The organism is Caulobacter sp. GW821-FHT12D05 (assembly GCF_058807295.1).
Genome location: NZ_JBXAQO010000004.1, coordinates 349,394 through 373,756, shown reverse-complemented (window position 1 = coordinate 373,756; position 24,363 = coordinate 349,394). Strand labels below are relative to the sequence as shown.

The window sequence follows — 24,363 nt, the reverse complement described above, 5'->3', positions numbered from 1 at the left end:
AGGGAGGGGAAACCCATGACTTCGATGTGGAAGGCTGCGCTGCTGGCTGGCGCGGCGTGGAGCACGATCGCGGGCGTCGCGGCGGCTCAGGAAGCTCCGGTCGCCGACAATTCGGCCTCGGTCGAGGAGGTGGTCGTCACCGCCCGTCGTCGCGAGGAAAGCCTCAAGGACGTCCCGGTCGCCGTCTCGGCCTTCTCGGCCGAGAAGCTGGAGCGCTCGGGCGGCACGGACATCACCGTCCTGTCCCAGACCACCCCGAACATCACGGTGCAGACCGCCCGCGGTTCGAACTCGACCCTGATCAGCTACATCCGCGGCGTGGGCCAGCAGGATCCGCTGTGGGGCTACGAGCCCGGCGTCGGCCTGTATGTCGACGACGTCTACATCTACCGCCCGCAAGGCGCGGTGCTGGACATCTTCGACATCGAGCGCATCGAAGTGCTGCGCGGCCCGCAAGGCACGCTGTACGGCCGCAACACCATCGGCGGCGCCATCAAGTACGTGACCAAGAAGCTGGGCGACGAGGCCATGGCCAAGGTCCGCGGCACCTACGGCAGCTACAACCAGACCGACCTGCTGGTCTCGGGCCAGACCCCGGTCGGCGGCGGCCTGTCGGTGGGCGGCTCGTACGCCCTCTACAAGCGCGACGGCTACGGCAAGAACCTGACCACCGGCGCCGAGCACTACGACAAGGACGTCCAGGCCTATCGCCTGAGCGCCGAGTGGAAGCCGACCCAGGACCTGTTCTTCCGCCTGGCCTACGACCACGTCACCGACGACTCGAACCCGCGCCACGGTCACCGCGAGACCCTGCCGACGGCCGGCAACTATCCGATCCAGGACATCTACGACACGCAAGCCGGCCTCGGTGACAAGAACCACGTCACCACCAAGGGCCTGTCGCTGACCGGTGAGTACAACGTCACCGACGCGATCACGCTGAAGTCGATCACCGCCAGCCGCAAGGGTCACACCCAGACCCTGATCGACTTCGACGGCACGCCGCTGCCGACGCTGGACGTGCCGGCCACCTATGACGACAGCTCGTTCTCGCAGGAACTGCAGGCGGTCTATGCGGACGACAACGTCCAGGGCGTCTTTGGCCTGTACTACATGAACAGCCAGGCCTCGGGCGAGTTCGACACCATCGCCGGCAATCTGGGCGTCTCGATCGCCGACGGCGGCAAGGTCAACACCCAGAGCTTCGCGGCGTTCTTCGACTTCAGCGCCAACCTGACCGACCGCTTCAAGGTCTCGCTGGGCGCGCGCGCCACGCGCGACGCAAAGCGCGCCAACGTCTTCCGCTTCTTCTATCTGGGCGCCACGCCGTCGCCGTATCAGGGCGGCGTCAACCGTCCGATCCTGCAGGTGCGCACCAACTACGACGCCCACAAGACCTTCTCGCAGTTCACCCCGCGCATCTCGGCCTCGTACGAGCTGAACGACGACCTGACGACCTACGCCTCGTTCTCGAAGGGCTACAAGTCGGGCGGCTGGGACATGCGCGGCGACGCCTTCATCACCCCGCAGACCACGAACGGCTACAAGCCGGAAGTCGTGAAGACCTACGAAGCGGGCCTGAAGGGCTTCGCCCTGGACCGCAAGGTCTCGTTCTCGTCGGCGATCTTCCTGTCCAAGTACACCGACCAGCAGGTCACGACCCAGGTCGTGGTGCCCTCGGGCATCGCCAGCTCGGTCGACAACGCCGGCTCGTCCACCCTGTACGGCGCCGAGTTCGAGGCCAATGCGCGCCTGAGCCAGAGCCTCTCGGCCAATGTCGCCCTGGGCTACATCCACGCCAAGTACGACACCTTCAGCCGCTTCGTGCCGGCCGGCGCGCCCAACCCGCTGAACCCGTCGACGACTCTGGCCACCGGCCAGGTGATCAACGTCGCCGACCTGTACGGCTTCCAGAACACCCCGGAATGGACGGGCAATGTCAGCCTGACCTGGCGCGGCGACGTGGCCGGCGGCAGCCTGGCCATCACCCCGATGGTCAGCTACCGCGACGCCTACCAGCAGTTCGAGCAGCCGCTGCCGGCCCTGGACCAGAAGGCCTTCACCCTGGTGGACCTGACGGCGATCTGGACCGCCCCGGGCGGCAACTACAAGCTGGCCCTGACCGGCAAGAACCTGACGAACGAGAAGTACCGTACCGGCGGCTACAACTTCGCCGGGGCCACCTACAACAACTCGGTGATCGGCTTCTACGGCCCGCCGCGCACGGTGGCCGCCTCGGTCGAGGTGGCGTTCTAAATTATCTAGGCGAATAGCTAGGGCGGGGCTTGCTGCAACAGGCCCCGCCCTCTCTTTATGTAGCTGTAGCGTAACGGGGGCAGGACATGAGCGACAACGCGAACCAGACGGCGGAGAAGCCGGCGAGCTATCGCTATGTGGTCCTGGCCATGCTGATCCTGGCCTACACCTTCAATTTCCTGGACCGGCAGATCCTCGGCATCCTCAAGGAGCCGATCAAGAACGAGCTGCACCTGACCGACACCCAGCTGGGCCTGATGGGCGGGCTGGCGTTCGCGGCGCTGTACACGACCCTGGGCGTGCCGATCGCCTGGCTGGCCGACCGCTTCAGCCGCACCTGGATCATGACCGCCGCACTGACCGTCTGGAGCGGCTTCACCATGGCCTGCGGTTTCGCCGGCGGGTTCTGGTCGCTGTTCCTGTTCCGCATGGGCGTGGGCGTCGGCGAGGCCGGCGGCGTGCCGCCCGCCTATTCGCTGATCTCGGACTATTTCCCCAAGAACCAACGGGCTCGCGCCCTGGCGGCCTATTCGTTCGGCATCCCTCTGGGCTCGGCGCTCGGCGTGCTCTTCGGCGGGCTGATCGCGGCCTATATCGACTGGCGCATGGCCTTCATCGCCGTGGGCCTGGCCGGCGTGCTGCTGGCCCCGCTGTTCAAGCTGGTGGTCAAGGATCCGCCGCGTGGTGGTTTTGATACGGTCCCCGCCGAGGCTGCGAAGCCTCCGGCTTTCGGCGCCGTGCTGAAGACCGTGCTGCCCAAGCCGTCATTCTGGCTGCTGGCCTTCGGCGCGGCCTGCTCTTCGGTCTGCGGCTATGGCGTGGCGTTCTGGCTGCCGTCGTTCTTCATCCGCAGCCTGCACCTGACCCTGGTCGAGACCTCGATCTACTACAGCGCCATCGCCTTCTTCGGCGGGGTGGCCGGCATCTGGCTGGGCGGCTGGCTGGGCGACCGGTTCGGCGGCAAGTCCAAGGGCGCCTACGCCCTGGCCCCGGCCATCTGTTTCCTGATCGCCCTGCCGTGCTTCTTCGCGGCCATGAACGCCAAGGCCCTGCCGTTGGCCTTCGTACTGTTCCTGATCCCGACGGGCCTGAACCTGGCCTGGCTGGGTCCGGTGGTCACCGCCGTCCAGCATCTGGCCCCGGCCGCCATGCGCAGCACCACTTCGGCCTTGTTCCTGCTGATCAACAACCTGCTGGGCATCGCCGTCGGCTACTGGTTCTTCGGTTTCGTCTCCGACAAGCTGGCTCCCGTCTACGGCGCGGAGTCGATGCGCTACGCCATCTATTGGGGCCTGGCCTTCTACATCGGCGCGGCGGCCCTGCTGATCCTGGCCTCGCGTCGTCTCAACCGGGATTGGGTGGACTAACCGGCGACGGAAGGTCGCAGGGATACAACGGCCACGGTTCGGTCAATTTCGGGTATCAAAGGGCGCGCATAACGCGAGCGCTAAGCGATGACCCCAGACGACCGCCACATCTTTCACGATCCCACGGGCAAGCGTGAGCGGCGGGCCAAGCTGGTCCTCGGGATCGTCGCCTCGGCCATCGCCGCGGTGGTGGCCGGCTTCGTCGCCACCCTGGCCTTCGCGCCGCGCCTGCCCGACGCGCCGCTGAAGGATCCGCACATCCTGACGTCCCTGCACCAGGAGACGGCGCACAAGCTCAAGCCCTCGGCCAAGACCTGGCGCCGGGTGCCCAGGCCCAAGGGCGGGGCCGCCAACGACGCCGCCGCGCGGCCGCTGTCGGTCGGCTTCTACGTCTCGTGGGACGAGGACAGCCGCGAGTCCTTGCGCCGCAACATCGACAAGCTGGATGTGGTCTCGCCGCAGTGGGTGGCGATCCGGGGCGCCAAGGGCGACATCGACGTCACCGACGACGCCGAGGGGACCGCGCGCATCGCCGCCGCCGCCAACAAGCCGGCCGTGCTGCCGCTGGTCCACAACTCGGCCAACGCCGCCTTCGACGGGCCGATGGCCGACGCCCTGCTGGCCAATCCGCTGGCGCGCGGCAAGCTGATCAGCAACCTCGTCACCCTGGCCGCCCAGCGCGGCTATGGCGGTTATGTCTTCGACTTCGAGGCGCTGTCGGCCAAGGGTCTGAACGCCTATCCGAAGTTCCTGGACGAGGCCCGCGCGGCCCTGAAGGAGGCTGGCCGCGAGGTCTGGGTCACCGCGCCGTTCGACGAGGAAGGCTGGCCGCTCAAGCGCCTGCAGGCCTCGTCCGACACCCTGGTGCTGATGGCCTATGACCAGCACTACGCCCTGGGCGACCCCGGCCCCAACGCTGGCCAGGACTGGTACGAGAGCGAGCTGGAAAAGCGCTTCGCCCATCTGGATCCCAGCCGCACCGTGTTGGCCCTGGGCGCCTATGGCTACGACTGGACGCTGAACAAGGACGGCAGCCGCGCCTCGGGAGCTCCCACCACCTTCCACGAGGCCATGCGTAACGCCCAGGACGCCGGGGCGACCATCCGCATGGACGACGACGCCCTGAACCCGACCTACCAGTACACGGACGACAACGGCGACGACCACGTCGTCTGGTTCATGGACGCGGTCACCCTGTTCAACGAGGTCAAGGTCTCCGACCCCTGGAAGCCGCGCGGCTATGGCCTGTGGCGGATGGGCATGGAGGATCCGGGCGTCTGGTCGGTGCTGGGCAAGCCCTATGGCCAGGTCTCGGCGGCGGGGCTGACCACGCTGGCCAATGGCCAGGGCGTCGACTTCGACGGCGGCGGCGAGGTGCTGCGGATCGCCCAGCTGCCCACGCCGGGCAAGCGCAGTCTGGAGTTCGATCCCGACACCGGCCTGGTCTCGGGCCAGACCTATGACGTCATTCCGTCCAGCTACGTGATCGAACGCTATGGCCAGAAGAAGGGCTTGGTCGCCCTGACCTTCGACGACGGTCCCGACGGCCGCTGGACGCCCAAGATCCTGGACATCCTGAAAGCCAAGAAAGCCTCGGCCACCTTCTTCGTCATCGGCCAGAACATGCAGCGCCGCCCCGACCTGGTGCAGCGTGAGGTCGACGAGGGTCACGACGTCGGCGGTCACAGTTGGACCCATCCCAACATCGCCGAGACGCCGCTGCCGCAGGTGCAGGTCGAGCTGAACGCCACCCAGCGCCTGTTCGAGGTGATCACCGGCCGCTCGATGCGCCTGTTCCGCCCGCCGTTCTTCGGCGACGCCGAGCCGTCGACCCCGCACGAGGTGGCGCCGCTCGTGATCGCTCAGACCCTGGGCTACATGACCGTGGGCCTGCGCATCGATCCCGACGACTGGCAGAAGCCGACCAAGCAGCAGATCATCGACCGGGTCCTGGATCGCCTGGACAATCCCGGGAACAATCCCGGTCAGGTGGTGCTGCTGCACGACGCCGGCGGCGATCGCAGCCGCACCGTGGCGGCCTTGCCCGAGTTGATCGACCAGATCCGCGCGCGCGGCTATCGCCTGGTCACGGTCGGCGAGCTGGCCGGCATGAGCCCGCAGCAGGTGATGCCACCGACCTCGCGCACGGGCCTTGATCTGGCCGTCGACCGGCTGGGTTTCGACTTCTTCCGCTGGACGCAGGCGGCGATGACCTTCCTGTTCCTGTCGGCCATCTTCCTGGGCGTGGCGCGCTTGGTGTTCCTGGCCAGCCTCGCTTTGGTCCACCGCTTCTGGACGCACGAGGAGCCGGCCGACCTGGACAGCGAGAACGGTCCGCTGGTCTCGGTGCTGATCCCCTGCTTCAACGAAGAGAAGGTGATCGCCGCCTCGATCGCGCGGATCCTGGAGAGCGACTGGAAGAACCTGGAGGTCCTCGTTCTGGACGACGGCTCCAAGGACCGCACGGCCGACGAGGTTCGCGACCACTTCGCGGGTGATCCGCGCGTCACGCTGCTGAGCTTCGAGAACGGCGGCAAGGCGCGGGCCGTGAACCGAGGTTTGGCCGTGGCCAAGGGCGAGTTCGTCGTGGCCCTGGACGCCGACACCCTGTTCCCGCCCTCGACCATCGGCCGCTTGGCCCGTTGGTTCCAGGATCCGGACGTCGGCGCCGTGGCCGGCAACGCCATCGTCGGCAACCGCCTGAACATCGTCACCCGCTGGCAAGCGCTTGAGTACGTCACCGCCCAGAACCTGGAGCGCCGCGCGCTGTCGGCCCTGGGCGCGGTGACCGTGGTGCCGGGCGCCGTCGGGGCCTGGCGCAAGAGCGTGCTGGACGATCTGGGCGGCTATCCGGCCGACACCCTGGCCGAGGACCAGGACCTGACCATCGCCTGCCAGCGCGCCGGCTGGAAGGTGGCCTTCGACCCCGAGGCCCGCGCCTATACCGAGGCCCCCGACACCGTGGGCGGCCTGCTCAAGCAGCGCTTCCGCTGGTCGTTCGGCACGCTGCAGTGCGTGTGGAAGCACCGCAAGGCGATGTTCAACACCAAGACCCCGGTGCTGGGCTTCGTGGCCCTGCCGCAGATCTGGCTGTTCCAGATCATCCTGGCCGTGGCCGCGCCGCTGGTCGACCTGGCGGTGGTCTGGAGCCTGATCAGCGGTCTCTACGCCGCCGTCGCCCACCCGGTGGAGTGGCGTCCCGACGACATGCTGCTGGGCCTGGCCTACTGGGCGATCTTCATCGCCGTGGACCTGTCGGCCGGGGCTCTGGGGATGGCCCTGGAGAAGCGCGCGCCGTGGGCCGACCTGCCGTTCCTGCCCGTGCAGCGGTTCGGCTACCGCCAGCTGATGTACTACGTGGTGGTCAAGTCGGTGGTCACCGCCATCCGCGGCGGCCGGGTCGGCTGGGGCAAGCTGGAGCGCCGCGCCTCGGCCTCGGTCTCACCGAAAGGTTGAGATAACGCCGATCTGTGGCAAGCTCCGCCGCGTCGTCTAGCCGACGCTCGGGGGAGCTTGCCATGAAGACCGTCGCCATCGCCCTGTCTCTGGCCATGGGCATGACCCTGGTCGCGCCCGCCCAGGCCGCCGCGCCCGCCGGGACCGAGAAGGTCAAGCTGTCGGGCAAGAAGGGTCCCAGCCTGTTCCGCCCCGGCTTCCAGCTCGGCGAGTACGACGGCAACGCCACGGTCAAGAGCAGCAAGAGCTCGGTCACCGGCATCTTCGAAGGCGGCAAGGCCAGCGTCGAGATGACGGTCAACGGGCCGGGCTTGGGTCCGGTCGAGGTGGCCTGCGGCGGCGGCCAGAGCCGCCTGGGTTTGGGCTGGATCACCTTCGACCGCGACAAGCTGCAGTTCTTCTGCACGCTCACTGGTCCCGGCGCGGGGTCGGACGCCTCGTTCGCCTTGGCGAGCTCCAAGGGCGGCGGCTTGCTGAAGAACTTGCAGCAGCCCCAGCGCGCGGCCGAGCTGCGCTTTGGTGGCCTAAGCATCCGGGCGCGCACCGAGCAGGTCGGCGGCATGCCGATCGGCGGCGGCGCGACCATCGGCTACGTCTTCAGTCGCGACGGCGTCGACGTCGGGGGCGTGGACCTGGCCGCCATGCAGCCGACCGCCTACCTGCCGCCCAAGGGTTCGAAGGATCGGGACGCGGTCGCGGTGCTGTCTTTGATCCTGATCTTCTTCAAGGACCCGGGCCGACAACGCTGACATCCGGCGCGACATATGGAAAAGCCGCTCTGACACCGGTGGACAGCCGTTCACGGACAAAAATGGTGTGACCGGTAACAGTTCCGCCGGGTCAAGGGTTTCCCTTGCCAGGCGCGTCGAAACCCGTGGCGACCCTGTCCTTTCGGACAAGATAAGCACGCAAGCCTTCACCTTATCGTCGTCACGCGGTTGCGCCTGCGAAATAGCGCTCCTATAACCCGGCCACATTTCAGAAAGCCGTCGTCGAGACCGGGCCCTCATGAACATCCACGAACATCAAGCCAAAGCCGTACTCGCCGAGTTCGGCGCTCCCGTGCCGCGCGGCTTCGCCGCCTTCACGCCTGATGAAGCCGCCGCCGCCGCCGAAAAGCTGGGCACGTCGGTCTTCGTCGTGAAGAGCCAGATCCACGCCGGTGGCCGTGGCAAGGGCAAGTTCGAGGGGCTGGGCCCCGACGCCAAGGGCGGCGTCCGCGTCGTCAAGTCGGTCGAAGAGGTCCGCACCAACGCCGAGGAAATGCTCGGCCGCGTGCTGGTGACCCACCAGACGGGCCCCAAGGGCAAGCAGGTCAACCGCCTCTACATCGAAGAAGGCGCGGCGATCGCCAAGGAATTCTACCTGTCGCTGCTGGTTGACCGCGCTTCGAGCAAGGTCTCGGTGGTCGCTTCGACCGAAGGCGGCATGGACATCGAAGACGTCGCCCACTCGACGCCCGAGAAGATCCACACCTTCACCATCGACCCGGCGACCGGCGTGTGGCCGACCCACGCGCGCGCCCTGGCCAATGCTCTGGGCCTGACCGGCGGTCTGGCCAAGGAAGCCGCCTCGCTGCTGAACCAGCTGTATACGGCGTTCATGGCCAAGGACATGGCCATGCTGGAGATCAACCCGCTGATCGTGACGGCGGATGATCACCTGAAGGTTCTGGACGCCAAGCTGTCGTTCGACGGCAACAGCCTGTTCCGTCACCCGGACATCAAGGCGCTGCGCGACGAGAGCGAAGAAGACCCCAAGGAAATCGAAGCCTCGAAGTACGACCTGGCCTATATCGCCCTCGACGGCGAAATCGGCTGCATGGTCAACGGCGCCGGCCTGGCCATGGCCACCATGGACATCATCAAGCTGTACGGCGCCGAGCCGGCCAACTTCCTGGATGTCGGCGGCGGCGCTTCTAAGGAGAAGGTCACCGCGGCCTTCAAGATCATCACCGCCGATCCGGCCGTGAAGGGCATCCTGGTCAACATCTTCGGCGGCATCATGCGCTGCGACATCATCGCGGAAGGCGTCATCGCCGCCGTGAAGGAAGTCGGTCTCCAGGTTCCGCTGGTCGTCCGTCTGGAAGGCACCAACGTCGAACTCGGCAAGAAAATCATCTCGGAAAGCGGCCTGAACGTCATCGCCGCCAACGATCTGTCTGACGGCGCCGAGAAGATCGTCGCCGCTGTGAAGGGCGCCCGCTAAATGTCGGTTCTGATCGGTTCGCACACCAAGGTCATCTGCCAGGGCATCACCGGCGCTCAAGGCACGTTCCACAGCGAGCAGGCCATCGCCTACGGCACCAAGATGGTCGGCGGCGTCACCCCCGGTAAGGGCGGCCAGACCCACATCGGCCTGCCGGTGTTCAACACCGTCGCCGAAGCCAAGGACCGCACCGGCGCCGACGCCTCGGTGATCTACGTCCCGCCGCCCTTCGCGGCCGACTCGATCCTGGAAGCCATCGACGCCGAGATTCCGCTGATCATCTGCATCACCGAAGGCATCCCGGTGCTGGACATGGTCAAGGTGAAGAAGGCCCTGGCCGGCAGCAAGTCGCGCCTGATCGGCCCGAACTGCCCGGGCGTCCTGACGCCCAACCAGTGCAAGATCGGCATCATGCCGGGCGGCATCTTCTCGGAAGGCTCGGTCGGCGTCGTGTCGCGTTCGGGCACCCTGACCTATGAAGCCGTGTTCCAAACGACCAACGCTGGCCTGGGCCAGACGACGGCCGTCGGCATCGGCGGCGACCCGGTCAAGGGCACCGAGTTCATCGACGTCCTGGAACTGTTCCTGGCCGACGAAGCCACCAAGTCGATCGTCATGATCGGTGAAATCGGCGGCTCGGCCGAAGAAGAAGCGGCTCAGTTCCTGAAGGACGAAGCCAAGCGTGGTCGCAAGAAGCCCATGGTCGGCTTCATCGCCGGCCGCACGGCGCCTCCCGGTCGTCACATGGGCCACGCCGGCGCCATCGTTTCGGGCGGCAAGGGCGGCGCCGAGGACAAGATCGCGGCGATGGAAGAGGCGGGTATCCGCGTCTCGCCTTCGCCGGCCAAGCTGGGCGAGACCCTGCTTGAAGTCCTGAAGGGCTAAAAGAAGATACCGAAACCCCGCCTCGCGCGGGGCCCAGGTTTTTTGCGACCGCCAGTCGACGATCCGAAAAAATCACCTGGGCCCCGCCAAGCGGACGGGCGCTCGGGTGATTGAGAGACTATATTTACGGGCAGTGCGGTAGCGCTCCCGTAGAGCACCGGATCCGAAGGCACAGAACGATGGCGGACGACGCAGGCATCATCAACCAGGTCTTGACCGAGACCAGCTTCCTCTACGGCGCCAATGCGGCGTTCGTGGAAGACCTCTACGCCCAGTGGGCGGAGAGCCCTGGATCGGTCGATCCCTCGTGGAACGCCTTCTTCGCCAGCCTGCAGGAGCAGGCCGAGCAGGTTAAGCGCGCCGCGCAGGACCCGGCCTGGACCCCCAAGAAAGTGCCGTCGGTTCGCCCCGACTGGCTGTCGGCCCTGGACGGCCAGTGGGCCAGCGTCGCCCCCGCCGTCGAAGCCAAGATCGCCAAGGCCGTCGAGGGCAAGGCCCCCGGTTCTTCGGCTGAAGCTGTCCGCGCCGCCACGCTGGACAGCCTGCGCGCCATCATGATGATCCGCGCCTACCGGATGCGCGGTCACCTGGCCGCCAACCTCGACCCGCTGGGTCTTGAGCCGCCGAAGCCGGCCCCGGAACTGGATCCGGCCACCTACGGCTTCTCGGAAGCCGACTACGACCGTCCGATCTTCCTCGACTTCGTGCTGGGCCTGGAGACGGCCTCGATCCGCGAGATCCTGTCGATCGTCCGCCGCACCTACTGCGACAACGTCGGCGTGCAGTACATGCACATCTCGGATCCGAACGAGAAGGCCTGGCTGCAGGAGCGCATCGAGGGCCGGGACAAGGAGATCGTGTTCTCCAAGGAGGGCAAGGTCGCCATCCTGAAGAAGCTGATCGAGACCGAGGGCTTCGAGAAGTTCCTGCACAAGCGCTTCCCCGGCACCAAGCGCTTCGGCCTGGACGGCGGCGAATCCATGGTCCCGGCCATGGAGCAGATCATCAAGCGCGGCGGCGCGCTGGGCGTGAAGGACATCGTCTTGGGCATGCCGCACCGTGGCCGCCTGAACGTGCTGGCCGCCGTGATGGGCAAGCCCTACCACGTCATCTTCCACGAGTTCCAAGGCGGCTCGTCGGTGCCCTCGGACGTCGAGGGTTCGGGCGACGTGAAGTACCACATGGGCGCTTCGTCGGACCGTGAGTTCGACGACAACAAGGTCCACCTGTCGCTGACGGCCAACCCGTCGCACCTGGAAATCGTCAACCCGGTCGTGATCGGCAAGGCCCGCGCGAAGCAAGCCTTCACCCTGCGCGAACAGCCGGACGCCGGCCGCGGCCACGTGCTGCCGCTGCTGCTGCACGGCGACGCGGCCTTCGCCGGCCAAGGCGTGGTGGCCGAGTGCTTCACCCTGTCGGGCCTGAAGGGCTACCGTACGGGCGGCACCATCCACTTCATCGTCAACAACCAGATCGGCTTCACGACCAGCCCGCGCTACTCGCGCAGCTCGCCGTATCCCAGCGACATGGCGCTGATGGTCGAAGCTCCGATCTTCCACGTGAACGGCGACGACCCGGAAGCCGTCGTCTTCGCCGCCAAGGTCGCGACCGAGTACCGCCAGAAGTTCGGCAAGGACGTGGTCATCGACATGGTCTGCTATCGCCGCTTCGGTCACAACGAAGGCGATGATCCGACCATGACGTCGCCGATCATGTACGCCAAGATCAAGGGTCACCCGCCGACCCGCGAGCTGTACGCCAACCGCCTGATCGGCGAGGGCGTGATCACCCAGGAAGAGTCCGACGCCTGGGTCGGCGAGTTCGAGAAGTTCCTCGACGTCGAGTTCGACGCCGGCAAGAGCTACAAGGCCAACAAGGCCGACTGGCTGGACGGCAAGTGGAAGGGCCTGGCCCTGCCGGGCGACGAAGAGCGTCGCGGCAAGACCGCCTTCCCCAAGACCCGCCTGCTGGAGCTGGGCCGTCAGATCACCACGATCCCGGACCGCATCAACGCCCACAAGACCGTCAAGCGCGCCATCGACAACCGCCGCGAGGCGATCGAAAAGGGCGAGGGCATCGACTGGGGCACCGGCGAGCACCTGGCCTTCGCCACCCTGCTCGACGAAGGCTTCCCCGTCCGCCTGTCGGGTCAGGACTCGGTGCGCGGCACCTTCACCCAGCGCCACTCGGACGTCATCGACCAGACGACGGAAGAGCACTACACGCCGCTGAACAACATCCGCCCCGGCCAGGCCCACTATGAAGTGATCGACTCGGCCCTGTCGGAAGAGGCGGTGCTGGGCTTCGAATACGGCTTCTCGCTGGCCGATCCGAACACCCTGACCCTGTGGGAAGGCCAGTTCGGCGACTTCGTGAACGGCGCCCAGGTCGTCATCGACCAGTTCATCAGCTCGGGCGAGCGCAAGTGGCTGCGGATGAGCGGCCTGGTGATGCTGCTGCCGCACGGCTACGAAGGCCAAGGCCCCGAGCACAGCTCGGCCCGCCTGGAGCGCTTCCTGCAGTCGTGCGCGGAAGACAACATGCAGGTCGTCAACTGCACGACGCCGGCGAACTACTTCCACGCCCTGCGTCGCCAGATGAACCGCGAGTTCCGCAAGCCGCTGATCGTGATGGCCCCCAAGAGCCTGCTGCGCCACAAGCGCGCCGTCTCGAACATCGCCGACTTCGCCGAAGGCTCGACCTTCCACCGCGTGATGGTGGACGGCGCCGAGGCCGGTTGCGACGTGGGCGGGATCACGCTGAAGAGCGATGATCAGATCAAGCGCGTCATTGTCTGCTCGGGCAAGGTCTACTTCGACCTGGTCGACCAGCGCGCCAAGACCGGCCGCGACGACGTCTATCTGCTGCGTCTGGAGCAGTTCTATCCGTGGCCGCTGAAGTCGCTGATGGGCGTGCTGGGCCGCTTCAAGAACGCCGACCTGGTCTGGTGCCAGGAAGAGCCCAAGAACATGGGTGGCTGGACCTTCGTCGATCCGTGGCTCGAACTGACGCTCGACAAGCTGGACATCAAGGCCAAGCGCGCCCGCTATGTGGGTCGTCCGGCCTCGGCGTCCACCGCCGCGGGTCTGATGAGCCGCCACCTGAAAGAACTCGAGACCTTCCTCAACGAGGCGTTCGCGTAAGCGACATCTCGTACGACTAAAAACCCGCCGGACCGAACAAGAGAGACCTGGAAAGCCCCATGGCCGACATCAACACCCCCGCCCTCGGCGAATCCGTCACCGAAGCGACGGTCGCCCGTTGGACCAAGAAGGTCGGGGAGGCCGTGAAGAAGGACGAGATCCTCGTCGAGCTGGAAACCGACAAGGTTTCGCTGGAAGTGGCTTCGCCCGCCGACGGCGTGCTGTCGGCCATCGGCGCCGAAGAAGGCGCGACCGTGGTTCCGGGCACGGTCCTGGGTATCGTGACCGAAGGCGCGACCGCGTCGGCCGCTCCGGCCGCCGCCGCGCCGAAGGCTGCCGCTCCGGCTCCCGCCGCCGCCCCGGCTCCCGCGCCGGCCCCGGTCGCCGCTGCGGCTCCGACCGCCGCGCCGGTCAGCCCGGCCCCGGCCCGCATCGCCGCCGAGAACAACCTCGACCTGTCGAAGGTCGCCGGCACCGGCAAGGACGGTCGCGTGACCAAGGGCGACGCGCTCGCCGCCCTGGAAGCTCGCGCCGCCGCCCCGGCTCCGGCCCCGACGGCTTCGGCGCCGCGCGCCCTGCACGAGCGCGAAGAGCGCGTGAAGATGACGCGCCTGCGTCAGACGATCGCCCGCCGCCTGAAGGAAGCCCAGAACACCGCCGCCATGCTGACGACCTTCAACGAGGTCGACATGAGCGCCGTGATGGCTCTGCGCAGCCAGTACAAGGACGTGTTCGAAAAGCGTCACGGCGTGAAGCTGGGCTTCATGTCGTTCTTCACCAAGGCCGTCGTGGCCGCGCTGAAGGCGATCCCGGACCTCAACGCCGAGATCGACGGCACGGACGTGGTCTACAAGAACCACTACGACATCGGCGTCGCCGTCGGCACCGACAAGGGCCTGGTGGTTCCGGTCGTCCGTGACGCCGACGCGCTGAACCTGGCCGAGATCGAAAAGGCCATCGGCGCTCTGGGCAAGAAGGCCCGCGACGGCCAGCTGTCCATCGAGGACATGCAGGGCGGCACCTTCACGATCACCAACGGCGGCATCTACGGCTCGCTGATGTCGACCCCGATCCTGAACGCGCCGCAGTCGGGCATCCTGGGCATGCACGCGATCAAGGAACGCGCCATGGTCGTCAACGGCAAGATCGAGATCCGCCCGATGATGTACCTGGCCCTGTCCTACGATCACCGCGTCGTCGACGGCGCCGGCGCCGTGACCTTCCTGGTCAAGGTCAAGGAAGCCCTGGAAGACCCGCAGCGCCTGCTGCTGGACCTCTAAGAGCCCCCCTTCTAAGAACCAACGAGAAGCCCGCCCTCACCGGCGGGCTTCTTCGCTTCTGGAGGCCGTCGTGACCAAGCACACGCTCTACCTGCTGCCCATGGGCTTCGACAAAGAAGGCCAGCAGCGCTTCTGCCCCGACTGCGCGATGATGGAAGGCTATCTGGCCGCCTATCCGCAGCTGCGCGACGTGCTCGACATCGTCCGCGTCGACTATCCCCGCCCGCGGCCGGCCCTGGTCGAGCGCCTGGGCGAAGACCATCAGAACGCCCCGACCCTGATCCTCGGAGAGGCCGCGCCCGACGCTGGCCCGCATGGCGAGATCCTGTCGGCCAATGGCCTGAGCTTCCTCAGCGACGCCCGCCCGATCACGCGGTGGCTGGCGGCCGAGTACGACCTACCCGCGCCGCTCTAGCGGCTGGCCCGCAGCACCGCCTCGCCGAGCGCCGCGTAGTCGCCGTTGAAGTGGTGGCCGCCGGGCAGGCGGACCTTGGCGACTTCGGTGTCGGGCAGGGTGGGGCAGATGTCGGCGCGTTCCTTGTCGCCGTAGACGCAAGTGATCTTCACGTCCCGGATCGCGGCGATGGCCGGGCGGACGGGGAAGGAGTCGCGCGTGGCCAGGTTCAGCCAGCTCACGGGGTGGAACTGCAGGTCGCCGCTGGGCCCCGTGCCGATCAGCACGATGTGGCTGATCTGGGCGCGCAGTTCGGCGGGCAGCTGGGGCAGGATGGCCGGCAGGGCGTCGGCGCCGAACGAGTAGCCGATCAGCACCACCTTCTGGCGGCCCCATTGGCCTTCATAGGCGCGCAGCGCGTCGGCCAGGTCCTGGGCCGCGCCGTCGGGCGAGCGCCGGGTGCGGAAATAGGTCAGCGAGTTGACGCCGATCGTCGGCACGCCGTTGTCGGCCAGGTGGCGGGCGACCTTCTGGTCCAGCGCGCCCCAGCCGCCGTCGCCCGAATAGAGCACCGCCAGGGTGTCGCCCGCCTTGTCGCTGGCGATCGGGATTTCGTGGCTCTTGGCCGGGGCGGCGAGCGGGACGCCGATGGTCAGGGCCAGGGCGGCGAAGGCGGCGAAAAGGCGGACACGCGAGGTCATGCTGATATGACGTCACAACCGCGTGGCGCTCTCCAGGCGGACCGGTGGCCGTCTTGTGGCGAAGCTTAGTTTCCTTCGGGGCGTGGCCCCGGCCAGACGCTGCGGAAAGCCTTCAGGGCCGCCGGATGATAGACCGTGCTGTGGTGCTCCTGGTGCATCGGGTCGTAGACCAGGGTCAGGCCCGCCGGCTTGGCCGCGCCGATAGCGGCGACCACCTTGTCGACGCCTTCCTGCATGGTCGTGCCTTCGTCGCCGATGGTCAGGTACAGCTTGCGCTGACCTAGCGCGGGCCACTTGGCGATGTCGGCCGCCGCGCCGCGCGCCAGGGCCTGGTCGCTCCACCACAGGCTGGGGCTGGCGGCGATATAGGCGTCGAACAAAGTCGGCTGCTTGAGCAGGGTCTCGACCACGAACAGCCCGGCCAGGCTCTCGCCGATGATGGCGCTCTCGCCGCTGACCCGATAGCGGGCGGCGACCCAGGGCTTGAGCTCCTCGGCGAGGAACCGGCGATAGGCGTCCGAGCCGCCGGTGGTGGGATAGTCGGCCTTCTCCTTGGCCACGCTGGTCGGGTGGGTCAGGTCGTGGCGGCGGTCGATGCCCTCGATGCCGACCACGATCATCCCGCGATAGGTCCAGGACAGCTCGCCCAGCTGGGCCAGGCCGGCGATGTGCGGGAAGTCCTCCTTCTCGCCGCCGTCCATCAGGTACAGCACCGGATAGGTCTTGCCCGACTTGGCGTAGCTGGCCGGCAGGTGGACGTTGATCCGCCGGGTCTGGCCCAGGATCTTCGACTCCATAGTCAGCGACTGGCCGATGACGATCGGCGTCCCTTCCGGGGCCTGGGCGGACGCGGCGAGGGGGGCGCTGGCGAGCGCCAGGGCCAGGACGGCGAACTTCAACACGGCGCTATGGTCTCCCCCGGGAACGGGCGGAGGTTAGGCTGCGTCGCGCGCGCGGGGGAAGCCGTTTGAACGAACCAGCCATTCTCCTTGATTTTCAAGGGCCGGTGCGTCGAAAGCGGGTTCCGTTTTGGCCTGCTTCCCTCTAAGGAACTCCCGCCTCCAGAGGTCTGACAATATGGCCGGCGAGGCCCCATATTTTGTCCGGCGCCGCTTCCGGCGCGTCCTGAAGGCGAAGACCCATGGCTCAGTACGACGTCGTCATCATCGGTGGCGGTCCCGGTGGCTACAACGCGGCCACGCGCGCCGGTCAGCTGGGTCTGAAGACCGCGATCGTCGAAGGCCGCGGCAAGCTGGGCGGCACCTGCCTGAACGTCGGCTGCATGCCGTCGAAGGCCCTGCTGCACGCCTCGGAATATTATGAAGCCGCCGCCGGCGGCGAGTTCGCCAAGCTGGGCATCGAGGTCAAGCCGAAGCTGAACCTCGCGCAGATGATGGCCCAGAAGGCCGAGAGCGTCGAAGCCCTGACCAAGGGCGTCGAGTTCCTGATGAAGAAAAACAAGGTCGAGTACATCAAGGGCTGGGGCCGCATCGACGGTCCGGGCAAGGTGGTCGTGAAGGCCGAGGACGGTTCGGAAACCGTGCTCGAGACCAAGAACATCGTCATCGCCACCGGCTCGGAGCCGACCCCGCTGCCGGGCGTGACGATCGACAACAACCGCATCGTCGACTCGACCGGCGCCCTGTCGCTGCCGGAAGTGCCCAAGTCGCTGATCGTCGTCGGCGCCGGCGTCATCGGCCTGGAGCTGGGCTCGGTGTGGAAGCGCCTGGGCGCTGAAGTCACCGTCGTCGAATATCTGGACCGCATCGTCCCGGGCACCGACACCGAGGTCGCCACCGCCTTCCAGAAGATCCTGACCAAGCAGGGCTTCAAGTTCTCGCTGGGCGCCAAGGTCACCGGCGCCGTGGCCTCGGCCAAGGGCGTGAAGCTGACCCACGAGCCGGTCGCCGGCGGCGAAGCCACGACGATCGAAGCCGACTACGTGCTGGTCGCCATCGGCCGTCGTCCGTTCACCCAAGGCCTGGGCCTGGAATCGGTCGGCATCACGCCGGACAAGCGCGGCGTCATCGCCAACGACCACTACAAGACCGGCGTGGACAGCATCTGGGTGATCGGCGACGTGACCTCGGGTCCGATGCTGGCCCACAAGGCCGAGGACGAGGCCGTGGCCTGCATCGAGCTGATCGCGGGCAAGGCCGGCCACATGAACTACGACATCATTCCGGGCGTCATCTACACCAAGCCGGAAGTCGCCACGGTCGGTAAGACCGAGGACGAACTGAAGGCCGCGGGCGTCGCCTACAAGGTCGGCAAGTTCCCGTTCCTGGCCAACAGCCGCGCCAAGATCAACCACGAGACCGACGGCTTCGTGAAGGTGCTGGCCGACGCCAAGACCGACCGCATCCTGGGCGCCCACGCCGTGGGTCCGAACGTCGGCGACATGATCGCTGAGATCTGCGTGGCCATGGAGTTTGGCGGTTCGTCGGAAGACGTCGCCCGCACCTGCCACCCGCACCCGACCCGCTCGGAAGCCTTCCGTCAGGCGTCGATGGGCGTCGAAGGCTGGACGATGCAGGCGTAAGCACCGGCATTCTGTCCAAAAGTTAATCTTGGCGCCCACGCAATCGGACGTAGAGTGGCGGGGTTCCTCCGGAGCCCCGCCATGCTTTTGTCAGCCCTTGCCTTTGCCTCCGCCCTCATGGCGACGTCACCGGCCGATACGGCTCAGTCCGTTGGAGCGCTGCGTATGCCGCCCGTGAAGACCCCGTCGATGGTCGCCGAGCAGCGGCGCCTGGCCAAGGAGCGGCTCATTGAGACGCGAAAAGCGTCGGCGCCCAACAAGGGCGCTCCGTGGTGCGACGGTGCGGGCTACGAACGCGTCGCCAAGGTCGAGCAACAGGAGGCCAAGCGCCTGGGCGACCTGCCGATGGCCAACCATACGCTGACCGTGCTGCGTCTTGAGAATGGCTGTCCGGTCTCCTCGACCGTCCGCTTCAACGTCGGCCGCTGACCAGCCCTTTTCGGCCCGCTAAACCAGTGTTCTGAACGTCACCGAATAGCGCCGCGCCTCCAGCGGCGGGATGCTGTGCTCCCAATCGGTCCGCGACGGGCCAGACAGCAGATAGGCCGAGCGGGGCGCGGCCTCGAACGCGCGACGGTCCCAGCCCGGGCCGGCCTGACGGCGAAAGCGGAACTTGCAGGGCGTCAGCAGCGACACGCCCGCCACCGCGTCGAACTCCGGCCGATCGCGATGCCAGCCGATCGCCGCGCCGGGCTCGTACAGTGAGACCAGCGCCTGGCCGAAGGCCTCCGGCGCATGGCCGGTGAAGGCGGCGACCGTCTCCCTCAGCGGCAGCAGGAAGTCCGGGATCTGCGTGGCGGGATCCAGGCTGCGGCGGCCGAAGTCGTAGCGCCAGCCGAACGACACGACCTGGCGATGGCCGGTATAGCCCCGGAACTCGAACGGCTTGAACGGCAAGGTCCCGAACCGGGCGACCAGGTCGCGTTCTTCATCCGCCGTGATCAGGTCCGCCCGGTAGCGCAGGCCTTCGGGCAGGTCGGGCGGCGGCTGCGGCGCGAAGAGGTCCGGCTGCACTCTACTGCGCCGCGCCGACCGTGTCGGCCATCTGGGCGCCGCGCGCGCCCATCGGCAGATCCGCGCCGGTCGTCGTGTCGCGGACGGTCTGGTGCTCCAGCTCGGCGTTGAGCTCGGCCCCGGCCAGGAGGATCAGCGATGACACATAGGTCCACATCATGAAGCCGATCACCGCGCCCAGGGGGCCATAGGCGCGATCGTAATGTGCGAAGCGCGACAGGTAGAGCGAAAAGCCGATCGAGCCCAGGATCCAGACCAACGTCGTCAGGCCCGCGCCCCAGCTGACCCACCGCCATTTGGCCGGGTCGCGGCTGGGGCCGTAGCGATAGAGCAGGGCCACGCCGACGGCGACGGAGGCGACCAGCGCCGGCCAGCGCGTCCAGCCCAGCTCCGGCGCGAGGTTTACCGCCAGGCTCAGCACCACCACGGCCAGCAGGCCCAGGGTGAAGGCCAGGGTCGTGGCGGTCAGGCGCAGGAAGTTGCGCTTCTCGGTTTCCTCATAGGCGATGTTGAGGCCCAGGAAGCAGGCCTTGGCCGCGCCGTTGGCGCTCCACAGGGCGACCAGCAGGCTGACCACGGCGGTCCAGGTCAGGCCGCTGGACTGGGCCCCGGCGACCCGGATCATCTCGTCGCCGATGAACCGCACGGTGTCGGCCGGCAGCACCCCGGCCAGGGCGTCCAGCTGCTGACGGGCGTCGGCCACGTTGGCGAACAGGCCGTACAGCGCGACGAAGGTGGTGAGGCCCGGGAAGAAAGCGAGCACGGCGTAGAAGGTCATGCCCGCCGCGACCAGCGCGACATTGTCGTCGCGAAACTCCTTGACGGTGCGGTGGAGGATGTCCTTCCAGCCGCGCACGGGAATCTCGCGCGGCGTGTCGGCGTGACGGCCACGATCGGGTTCGCGGACGGCCTCGTCCGGATCGGCCGATCGGCTGGCCTGGCTGCCGGGCTCCAGGCGCTCGACCTGGTCGGACTTGGCGCGCCGCGAGGTGATCGCCAGGGCGACGGTCGCCGCGCCCAGGACGCCCAGGGTCAGCCAGTCGACCACGCTCGAGCCGAACGACAGGGCCGAGCGCGAAGGGACGGCAAGGGCTTTGGCGAGGCGGGGCACGGCTTGGTCCGTCAGTGAGCTGCGTAAGGTGCAGCGTCGCCAAGCGCTGCCGGTTCCGAAAAACCGCCCACGAAAAAGGCCCCGCCTAGAGGGACGGGGCCAGACGCTTTCGAGGGGAGGAACGCCCCTAAATGCGGGGCGGTACGCGCACTAAAACTCAGAATTCTTCCCAGTCGTCGCTCGCGCCGACGGCCTTGGCCAGTTTGGCCTGGGCGGCGGCGACGGGATTGGCGCCCGGACGGTGGGCCTGGGTGGCCAGCGACGGAGCCTTGCTGGTCGAGGCGGCCGGGCGCGACGGGGCCGGAGCCGACGGACGCGGGGCCGAGCGGCGGGGCGCCGAGGCACTGGCCGCACCGCTGGACGCGCCGACGCGGAACTTCGAGATCATCTGCATCAGATTGCCGGCCTCGCCCTTCAGGGCGTGCGAGGCGGCGGTCGATTGCTCGACCATGGCGGCGTTCTGCTGGACGGTCTGGTCCATCTGGTTGACGGCGGCGTTGACCTGGTTGAGGCCGGTGGCCTGCTCCTGGCCCGAGGCCGCGATCTCGCTGACCAGGGCGTCGATCTCGCCGACCTTGTTGACGATGGCCTCCAGAGCCTCGCCGGTCTGGCCGACCATGCTGACGCCTTGGTTGACCTGCTGCGACGAGGTCGAGATCAGGGTCTTGATCTCCTTGGCGGCGTCGGCCGAGCGCTGGGCGAGAGCCCGGACTTCCTGGGCGACGACGGCGAAGCCGCGGCCGGCTTCACCCGCACGCGCGGCTTCGACGCCGGCGTTCAGGGCCAGGAGGTTGGTCTGGAAGGCGATCTCGTCGATGACGCCGATGATCTGGCTGATCGACTGCGACGACTTCTCGATCTGGTTCATGGCGTCGACGGCGTTGCGGACCACGACGCTGGAGCGTTCGGCGTCGCCACGGGTCGAGCCGACCACGCGCGAGGCTTCTTGCGCGCCCGACGACGAACGACGCACGGTGGCGGTGATCTCGTCCAGGGCGGCGGCGGTTTCTTCCAGGCTGGCGGCCTGCTGCTCGCTGCGGCGCGACAGGTCGTCGGCGGCCGAGGCGATCTCGTCCGAGCCGGCGCCGATGCTGCTGGCGGCGTGGACGATGGTGCCCATGGCCTCTTCCAGCTGGGCGATGGCGCCGTTGAAGTCGTTCTGGACGCGCTGGTAGGCGGCCGGGAACTGTTGATCCAGGCGATAGGTCAGGTCGCCGTCCGACAGGCGGGTCAGGCCGGTGGCGATGGCTTCCATGACGAAAGCCTGTTCCTTGGCGGCGGCCTCGGAGATTTCCTGGTTGCGGCGACGCTCGGCTTCCGTCTCGGCGCTGGCGCGCTGCTGGGCGGCTTCGGCGGTGCGCAGGGCCAGGGCGTTATCCTTGAACACCTGGACCGAGCGGGCCATGGCGCCGACCTCGTCCTTGCGTTCCGCGCCCTTGACCTCGACGTCGACGCTGCCTTGAGCGAGGACTTCCATGGTCTTGGACAGGTTGATCAGCGGCTTGGCGATCTTGGAAGACCCGACCCACATGGCGTAGGCCAGGGCCGCGCCGGCCGAGGCCAGGCCGAACAGCAGCAGGACGATCGCGCCAGCAGCGGCGTCCTTCTTGGCCTTGGCCACCATGGCCTGGGTTTCTTCGCTATGGTGGTCGATCCAGGTCGCCGTGTCCTTGGTCAGCTTGGCGATGTCGGCGTCGATGCCGCCCATCATCATAACGGCGGCTTCGTTGAGGTTCTGCAGACCCATGTCGGCGCCCGCGCGGGCGTTGTCGTGCACGGACTTGAAGCGCTTGCGGAAGCCTTCGATGTCCTTGACCGCGGCCGGGTCGGCCTTGGCGGCCTTGTCCAGGAACGCGTTGCCGGCCGTGAAGGCCTTTTCGATGTCTTCCGAGCCCGACTTGGCGGCTTCCGACGTCCCGTCATTGGCGACGGTGCGATAGGCGGCGTAGCCGACGGTGGCGACCTGGCGGTTGAAGCGGGCGGCGTTCAGCTCGGTGGGCGCGCGCTGGTCGACCAGGACCTGGGCGGCTTTCTCCACCTTCTTCACCTGCCACACGCCCGCGCCAACGCAGGCCAGGGCCACGACGGCGAGGACGATCGCCGGCATCATCACCTTGGTCGAAATCTTCAGGTCGTCGAACTTCATCGGAGCCTCATGCGGCGCGGACGAGGGGAGGTCGCCCGGCAAAAACACACGTTTCGGAGCCAGTAGACGCGAAGGCAGTGAAATCGCGGTTAATGCTCAGGCTTGCGTTAAGCATCGCGACGTTCCGCCGCATCCTTTAGTCGATACCGGGTCAGGCCTTTGGGTGGGCGGCCTGGTAGGCGGCCAGCAGACCCGCCGCGTCGACCTGGGTGTAGCGCTGGGTCGTCGACAACGAGGCGTGGCCCAACAGGTCCTGGATCGCGCGCAGGTCGGCGCCGGCGCCCAGCAGGTGGGTAGCGAAGGCGTGGCGGAAGGCGTGCGGCGTCACCCGGTCCGAGAGCCCCAGGCGTCCGCGCAGCAGCTGCACCAGGCCCTGGACGTGACGCGGCGACAGCGGCCCGCCGCGCTTGGCGCGGAACAAGGGCTCGTCGGCAGTGAGCACGAACGGCAGCTCGTCGACATAGACGGCGACCGCGTCGCGCACGGCGTCCAGCACCGGCACGATGCGGGTCTTGCCGCCCTTGCCGGTGATGCGCATCGAGGCGCCCAGCGGCGCGTCCGACCAGGTCAGGGACAGGGCCTCGCTGATCCGCAGGCCACAGCCCCACAGCAGGGTCAGCACGGCTTCGTCGCGGGCGGTTTCCCAGGGATCGCGCTCGGTGTCGCCCGAGGCCTCGGTGATCAGGTCGCGGGCCTGGTCCTCGGAGACGGGACGCGGCAGGCCGATCTTCAGGCGCGGACCGCGCACCAGCTCGACGGCGGCGTTGGCCACGTCGTGGCGCTGATCGAGGTATTTGTGAAAGGCGCGGATCGACGACAGCGCCTGGCTGATCGAGCGCGGGGCCAGGGCGTCCTCGCCTTGGCGGCGAAAGGCCAGGTAGCCTCGCAGGTCGGCGGCCGAGACCTCGCCCATGGCGGAGAGGCTGACGGTCTCGCCGCGATGGCGTTCCAGGAAGTTCAGATAGGCCAGGACCTTGTCGCCATAGGCCCGCACCGTGCGCGGCGAGGCCCGGCGCTCCAGCGTCAGGTAGTCCAGCCAGGCGGCGTAAGCCTGGCGAGCGCTCATAGCACTGGCCAGCGTTCGGCGGTGCGCTCGACCACGCGGGCCAGGAAGTTGACCAGCTCGGTGCCCATGTCGGGCGTGAAGCCTTCGGGATCGGTGGAGCCGAAGGCGATCAGGGCTTCGCGGCGCGGCTCCCAGATGGCCATGCGGACCAGGGCCATGCTGCGGATGGTCTCGGCCTGTTCGCCAAACAGCGGCAGGGCGGGGGCGAAAAAGCCCATGCGGGCGATCGGCGCCTCGCCCAGGATCATGTCGACCTGGCCTTCGGCGAGAATGTACCAGCCGGCCGGCACGCGGGTGGGGCCTTCCAGGGCGACGACGCCGGCGGCCAGGCCGAAGCGGCCCCGGGCCATCTCGTCGACGCGGCGGGCGAGATCCGAGTGGTTGCGGGCGTCCAGCAGGTCGATGACCGCCGCATGGGTCTGGGCCTGGGCCGAATAGTTGGCGCGGGCGTTGGCCTCGATGGTCTGGCGGACGCTGGCCTCGCGCTTGTGGGCGGCGGCGGCGCGGGCCAGGGCCCGGGGGCCGAAGTCGACGACATTGGCGGCGTCGACCCGCAGGCCCAGCTCACCCAGCAGGTTCTCGTCCTGGCGCAGGAATTCCGGCTGGACGCGCAGGAAGTCGCGCACGCTCTCGGCGTCGACGGATTTCCTGTTCGCGTTCGTCGCGTCGCTCATCGTCGTCCCCACGGTAAAAAGCACTCCCTCCGGATGAAGCGGGCAAGACGGTTAATGTCCGCTTGATGACGAGTTCGAACGTCCTCTCGACCTGGGGACGGTTTGACGGCAAAAGCATCC

Annotated in this window: 18 protein-coding genes; 11 read left to right on the top strand and 7 right to left on the bottom strand. The window is 67.7% G+C overall.

What is annotated here, in order from left to right:
* Positions 1–15 precede the first annotated feature (15 nt).
* The 9 genes from AC1RRR_RS19885 (at position 16) to AC1RRR_RS19845 (ending at position 15,010) form a co-directional block, all read left to right on the top strand.
* The gene (locus tag AC1RRR_RS19885) at positions 16–2,256 is read left to right on the top strand and encodes a TonB-dependent receptor (RefSeq protein WP_492815613.1); all 2,241 of its coding nucleotides are present in this window, start codon (positions 16–18) and stop codon (positions 2,254–2,256) included.
* A gap of 86 nt (positions 2,257–2,342) precedes the next feature.
* The gene (locus AC1RRR_RS19880) at positions 2,343–3,623 is read left to right on the top strand and encodes a spinster family MFS transporter (protein WP_492815612.1); all 1,281 of its coding nucleotides are present in this window, start codon (positions 2,343–2,345) and stop codon (positions 3,621–3,623) included.
* Positions 3,624–3,710: 87 nt separating this feature from the next.
* Positions 3,711–7,079 (top strand): glycosyltransferase, encoded by a 3,369-nt coding sequence (locus AC1RRR_RS19875; protein ID WP_492815611.1) that lies wholly within the window; start codon positions 3,711–3,713, stop codon positions 7,077–7,079.
* Between the two features lie 62 nt (positions 7,080–7,141).
* Positions 7,142–7,828: a hypothetical protein gene (locus AC1RRR_RS19870; RefSeq protein WP_492815610.1), complete on the top strand. Its 687-nt coding sequence runs from the start codon at positions 7,142–7,144 to the stop codon at positions 7,826–7,828.
* A gap of 259 nt (positions 7,829–8,087) precedes the next feature.
* On the top strand, positions 8,088–9,287 hold the full coding sequence (sucC, locus tag AC1RRR_RS19865; protein WP_492815609.1) for an ADP-forming succinate--CoA ligase subunit beta: 1,200 nt from the start codon (positions 8,088–8,090) through the stop codon (positions 9,285–9,287).
* A complete protein-coding gene (sucD, locus tag AC1RRR_RS19860) occupies positions 9,288–10,172 on the top strand; it encodes a succinate--CoA ligase subunit alpha (RefSeq protein WP_492815608.1) in 885 nt (294 codons plus the stop codon).
* Between the two features lie 179 nt (positions 10,173–10,351).
* On the top strand, positions 10,352–13,315 hold the full coding sequence (locus AC1RRR_RS19855; RefSeq protein ID WP_492815607.1) for a 2-oxoglutarate dehydrogenase E1 component: 2,964 nt from the start codon (positions 10,352–10,354) through the stop codon (positions 13,313–13,315).
* 59 nt (positions 13,316–13,374) lie between these two features.
* Positions 13,375–14,595, top strand: a complete 1,221-nt coding sequence (gene odhB, locus AC1RRR_RS19850; RefSeq protein WP_492815606.1) for a 2-oxoglutarate dehydrogenase complex dihydrolipoyllysine-residue succinyltransferase — start codon at positions 13,375–13,377, stop codon at positions 14,593–14,595.
* A gap of 70 nt (positions 14,596–14,665) precedes the next feature.
* On the top strand, positions 14,666–15,010 hold the full coding sequence (locus AC1RRR_RS19845; RefSeq protein WP_492815605.1) for a DUF3088 family protein: 345 nt from the start codon (positions 14,666–14,668) through the stop codon (positions 15,008–15,010).
* Here the strand turns inward: AC1RRR_RS19845 and AC1RRR_RS19840 are convergent.
* Complete coding sequence (locus AC1RRR_RS19840) at positions 15,007–15,690, bottom strand: AcvB/VirJ family lysyl-phosphatidylglycerol hydrolase (protein ID WP_492815604.1); 684 nt, start codon at positions 15,688–15,690, stop codon at positions 15,007–15,009. The genes AC1RRR_RS19845 and AC1RRR_RS19840 overlap by 4 nt on opposite strands.
* A gap of 65 nt (positions 15,691–15,755) precedes the next feature.
* Positions 15,756–16,592, bottom strand: coding sequence for an alpha/beta hydrolase (locus tag AC1RRR_RS19835; RefSeq protein ID WP_492815603.1), 837 nt, complete (start codon positions 16,590–16,592; stop codon positions 15,756–15,758).
* A gap of 239 nt (positions 16,593–16,831) precedes the next feature.
* Between AC1RRR_RS19835 and lpdA the strand changes: the two genes are divergently transcribed.
* Both lpdA and AC1RRR_RS19825 read left to right on the top strand, forming a co-directional pair.
* On the top strand, positions 16,832–18,232 hold the full coding sequence (lpdA, locus tag AC1RRR_RS19830; RefSeq protein ID WP_492815602.1) for a dihydrolipoyl dehydrogenase: 1,401 nt from the start codon (positions 16,832–16,834) through the stop codon (positions 18,230–18,232).
* A 165-nt stretch (positions 18,233–18,397) separates the two neighbouring features.
* A complete protein-coding gene (locus AC1RRR_RS19825; RefSeq protein ID WP_492815601.1) occupies positions 18,398–18,661 on the top strand; it encodes a hypothetical protein in 264 nt (87 codons plus the stop codon).
* Between the two features lie 18 nt (positions 18,662–18,679).
* Here the strand turns inward: AC1RRR_RS19825 and AC1RRR_RS19820 are convergent, their stop codons facing one another.
* From AC1RRR_RS19820 to AC1RRR_RS19800, 5 genes are all read right to left on the bottom strand, one after another.
* Positions 18,680–19,246 (bottom strand): alpha-ketoglutarate-dependent dioxygenase AlkB, encoded by a 567-nt coding sequence (locus AC1RRR_RS19820; protein WP_492815600.1) that lies wholly within the window; start codon positions 19,244–19,246, stop codon positions 18,680–18,682.
* A gap of 1 nt (position 19,247) precedes the next feature.
* Entirely contained in the window at positions 19,248–20,357 is a 1,110-nt protein-coding gene (locus AC1RRR_RS19815; protein ID WP_492815599.1) for a YihY/virulence factor BrkB family protein, read from the bottom strand.
* A 157-nt stretch (positions 20,358–20,514) separates the two neighbouring features.
* Positions 20,515–22,503, bottom strand: a complete 1,989-nt coding sequence (locus tag AC1RRR_RS19810; protein WP_492815598.1) for a methyl-accepting chemotaxis protein — start codon at positions 22,501–22,503, stop codon at positions 20,515–20,517.
* 151 nt (positions 22,504–22,654) lie between these two features.
* The gene (locus AC1RRR_RS19805) at positions 22,655–23,569 is read right to left on the bottom strand and encodes a tyrosine recombinase XerC (RefSeq protein WP_492815597.1); all 915 of its coding nucleotides are present in this window, start codon (positions 23,567–23,569) and stop codon (positions 22,655–22,657) included.
* A complete protein-coding gene (locus AC1RRR_RS19800) occupies positions 23,566–24,243 on the bottom strand; it encodes a DUF484 family protein (protein WP_492815596.1) in 678 nt (225 codons plus the stop codon). Before AC1RRR_RS19800 ends, AC1RRR_RS19805 begins: the two co-directional genes overlap by 4 nt.
* Positions 24,244–24,363 lie beyond the last annotated feature (120 nt).

What these genes read in the sequence shown, in the direction of transcription:
- AC1RRR_RS19885 (WP_492815613.1), top strand. Translation starts at nt 16, where the DNA reads ATGACTTCGATGTGGAAGGCTGCGCTGCTGGCTGGCGCGGCGTGGAGC.
- AC1RRR_RS19880 (WP_492815612.1), top strand. Translation starts at nt 2,343, where the DNA reads ATGAGCGACAACGCGAACCAGACGGCGGAGAAGCCGGCGAGCTATCGC.
- AC1RRR_RS19875 (WP_492815611.1), top strand. Translation starts at nt 3,711, where the DNA reads ATGACCCCAGACGACCGCCACATCTTTCACGATCCCACGGGCAAGCGT.
- AC1RRR_RS19870 (WP_492815610.1), top strand. Translation starts at nt 7,142, where the DNA reads ATGAAGACCGTCGCCATCGCCCTGTCTCTGGCCATGGGCATGACCCTG.
- sucC (WP_492815609.1), top strand. Translation starts at nt 8,088, where the DNA reads ATGAACATCCACGAACATCAAGCCAAAGCCGTACTCGCCGAGTTCGGC.
- sucD (WP_492815608.1), top strand. Translation starts at nt 9,288, where the DNA reads ATGTCGGTTCTGATCGGTTCGCACACCAAGGTCATCTGCCAGGGCATC.
- AC1RRR_RS19855 (WP_492815607.1), top strand. Translation starts at nt 10,352, where the DNA reads ATGGCGGACGACGCAGGCATCATCAACCAGGTCTTGACCGAGACCAGC.
- odhB (WP_492815606.1), top strand. Translation starts at nt 13,375, where the DNA reads ATGGCCGACATCAACACCCCCGCCCTCGGCGAATCCGTCACCGAAGCG.
- AC1RRR_RS19840 (WP_492815604.1), bottom strand. Translation starts at nt 15,690, where the DNA reads ATGACCTCGCGTGTCCGCCTTTTCGCCGCCTTCGCCGCCCTGGCCCTG.
- lpdA (WP_492815602.1), top strand. Translation starts at nt 16,832, where the DNA reads ATGGCTCAGTACGACGTCGTCATCATCGGTGGCGGTCCCGGTGGCTAC.
- AC1RRR_RS19825 (WP_492815601.1), top strand. Translation starts at nt 18,398, where the DNA reads ATGCCGCCCGTGAAGACCCCGTCGATGGTCGCCGAGCAGCGGCGCCTG.
- AC1RRR_RS19810 (WP_492815598.1), bottom strand. Translation starts at nt 22,503, where the DNA reads ATGAAGTTCGACGACCTGAAGATTTCGACCAAGGTGATGATGCCGGCG.
- AC1RRR_RS19805 (WP_492815597.1), bottom strand. Translation starts at nt 23,569, where the DNA reads ATGAGCGCTCGCCAGGCTTACGCCGCCTGGCTGGACTACCTGACGCTG.
- AC1RRR_RS19800 (WP_492815596.1), bottom strand. Translation starts at nt 24,243, where the DNA reads ATGAGCGACGCGACGAACGCGAACAGGAAATCCGTCGACGCCGAGAGC.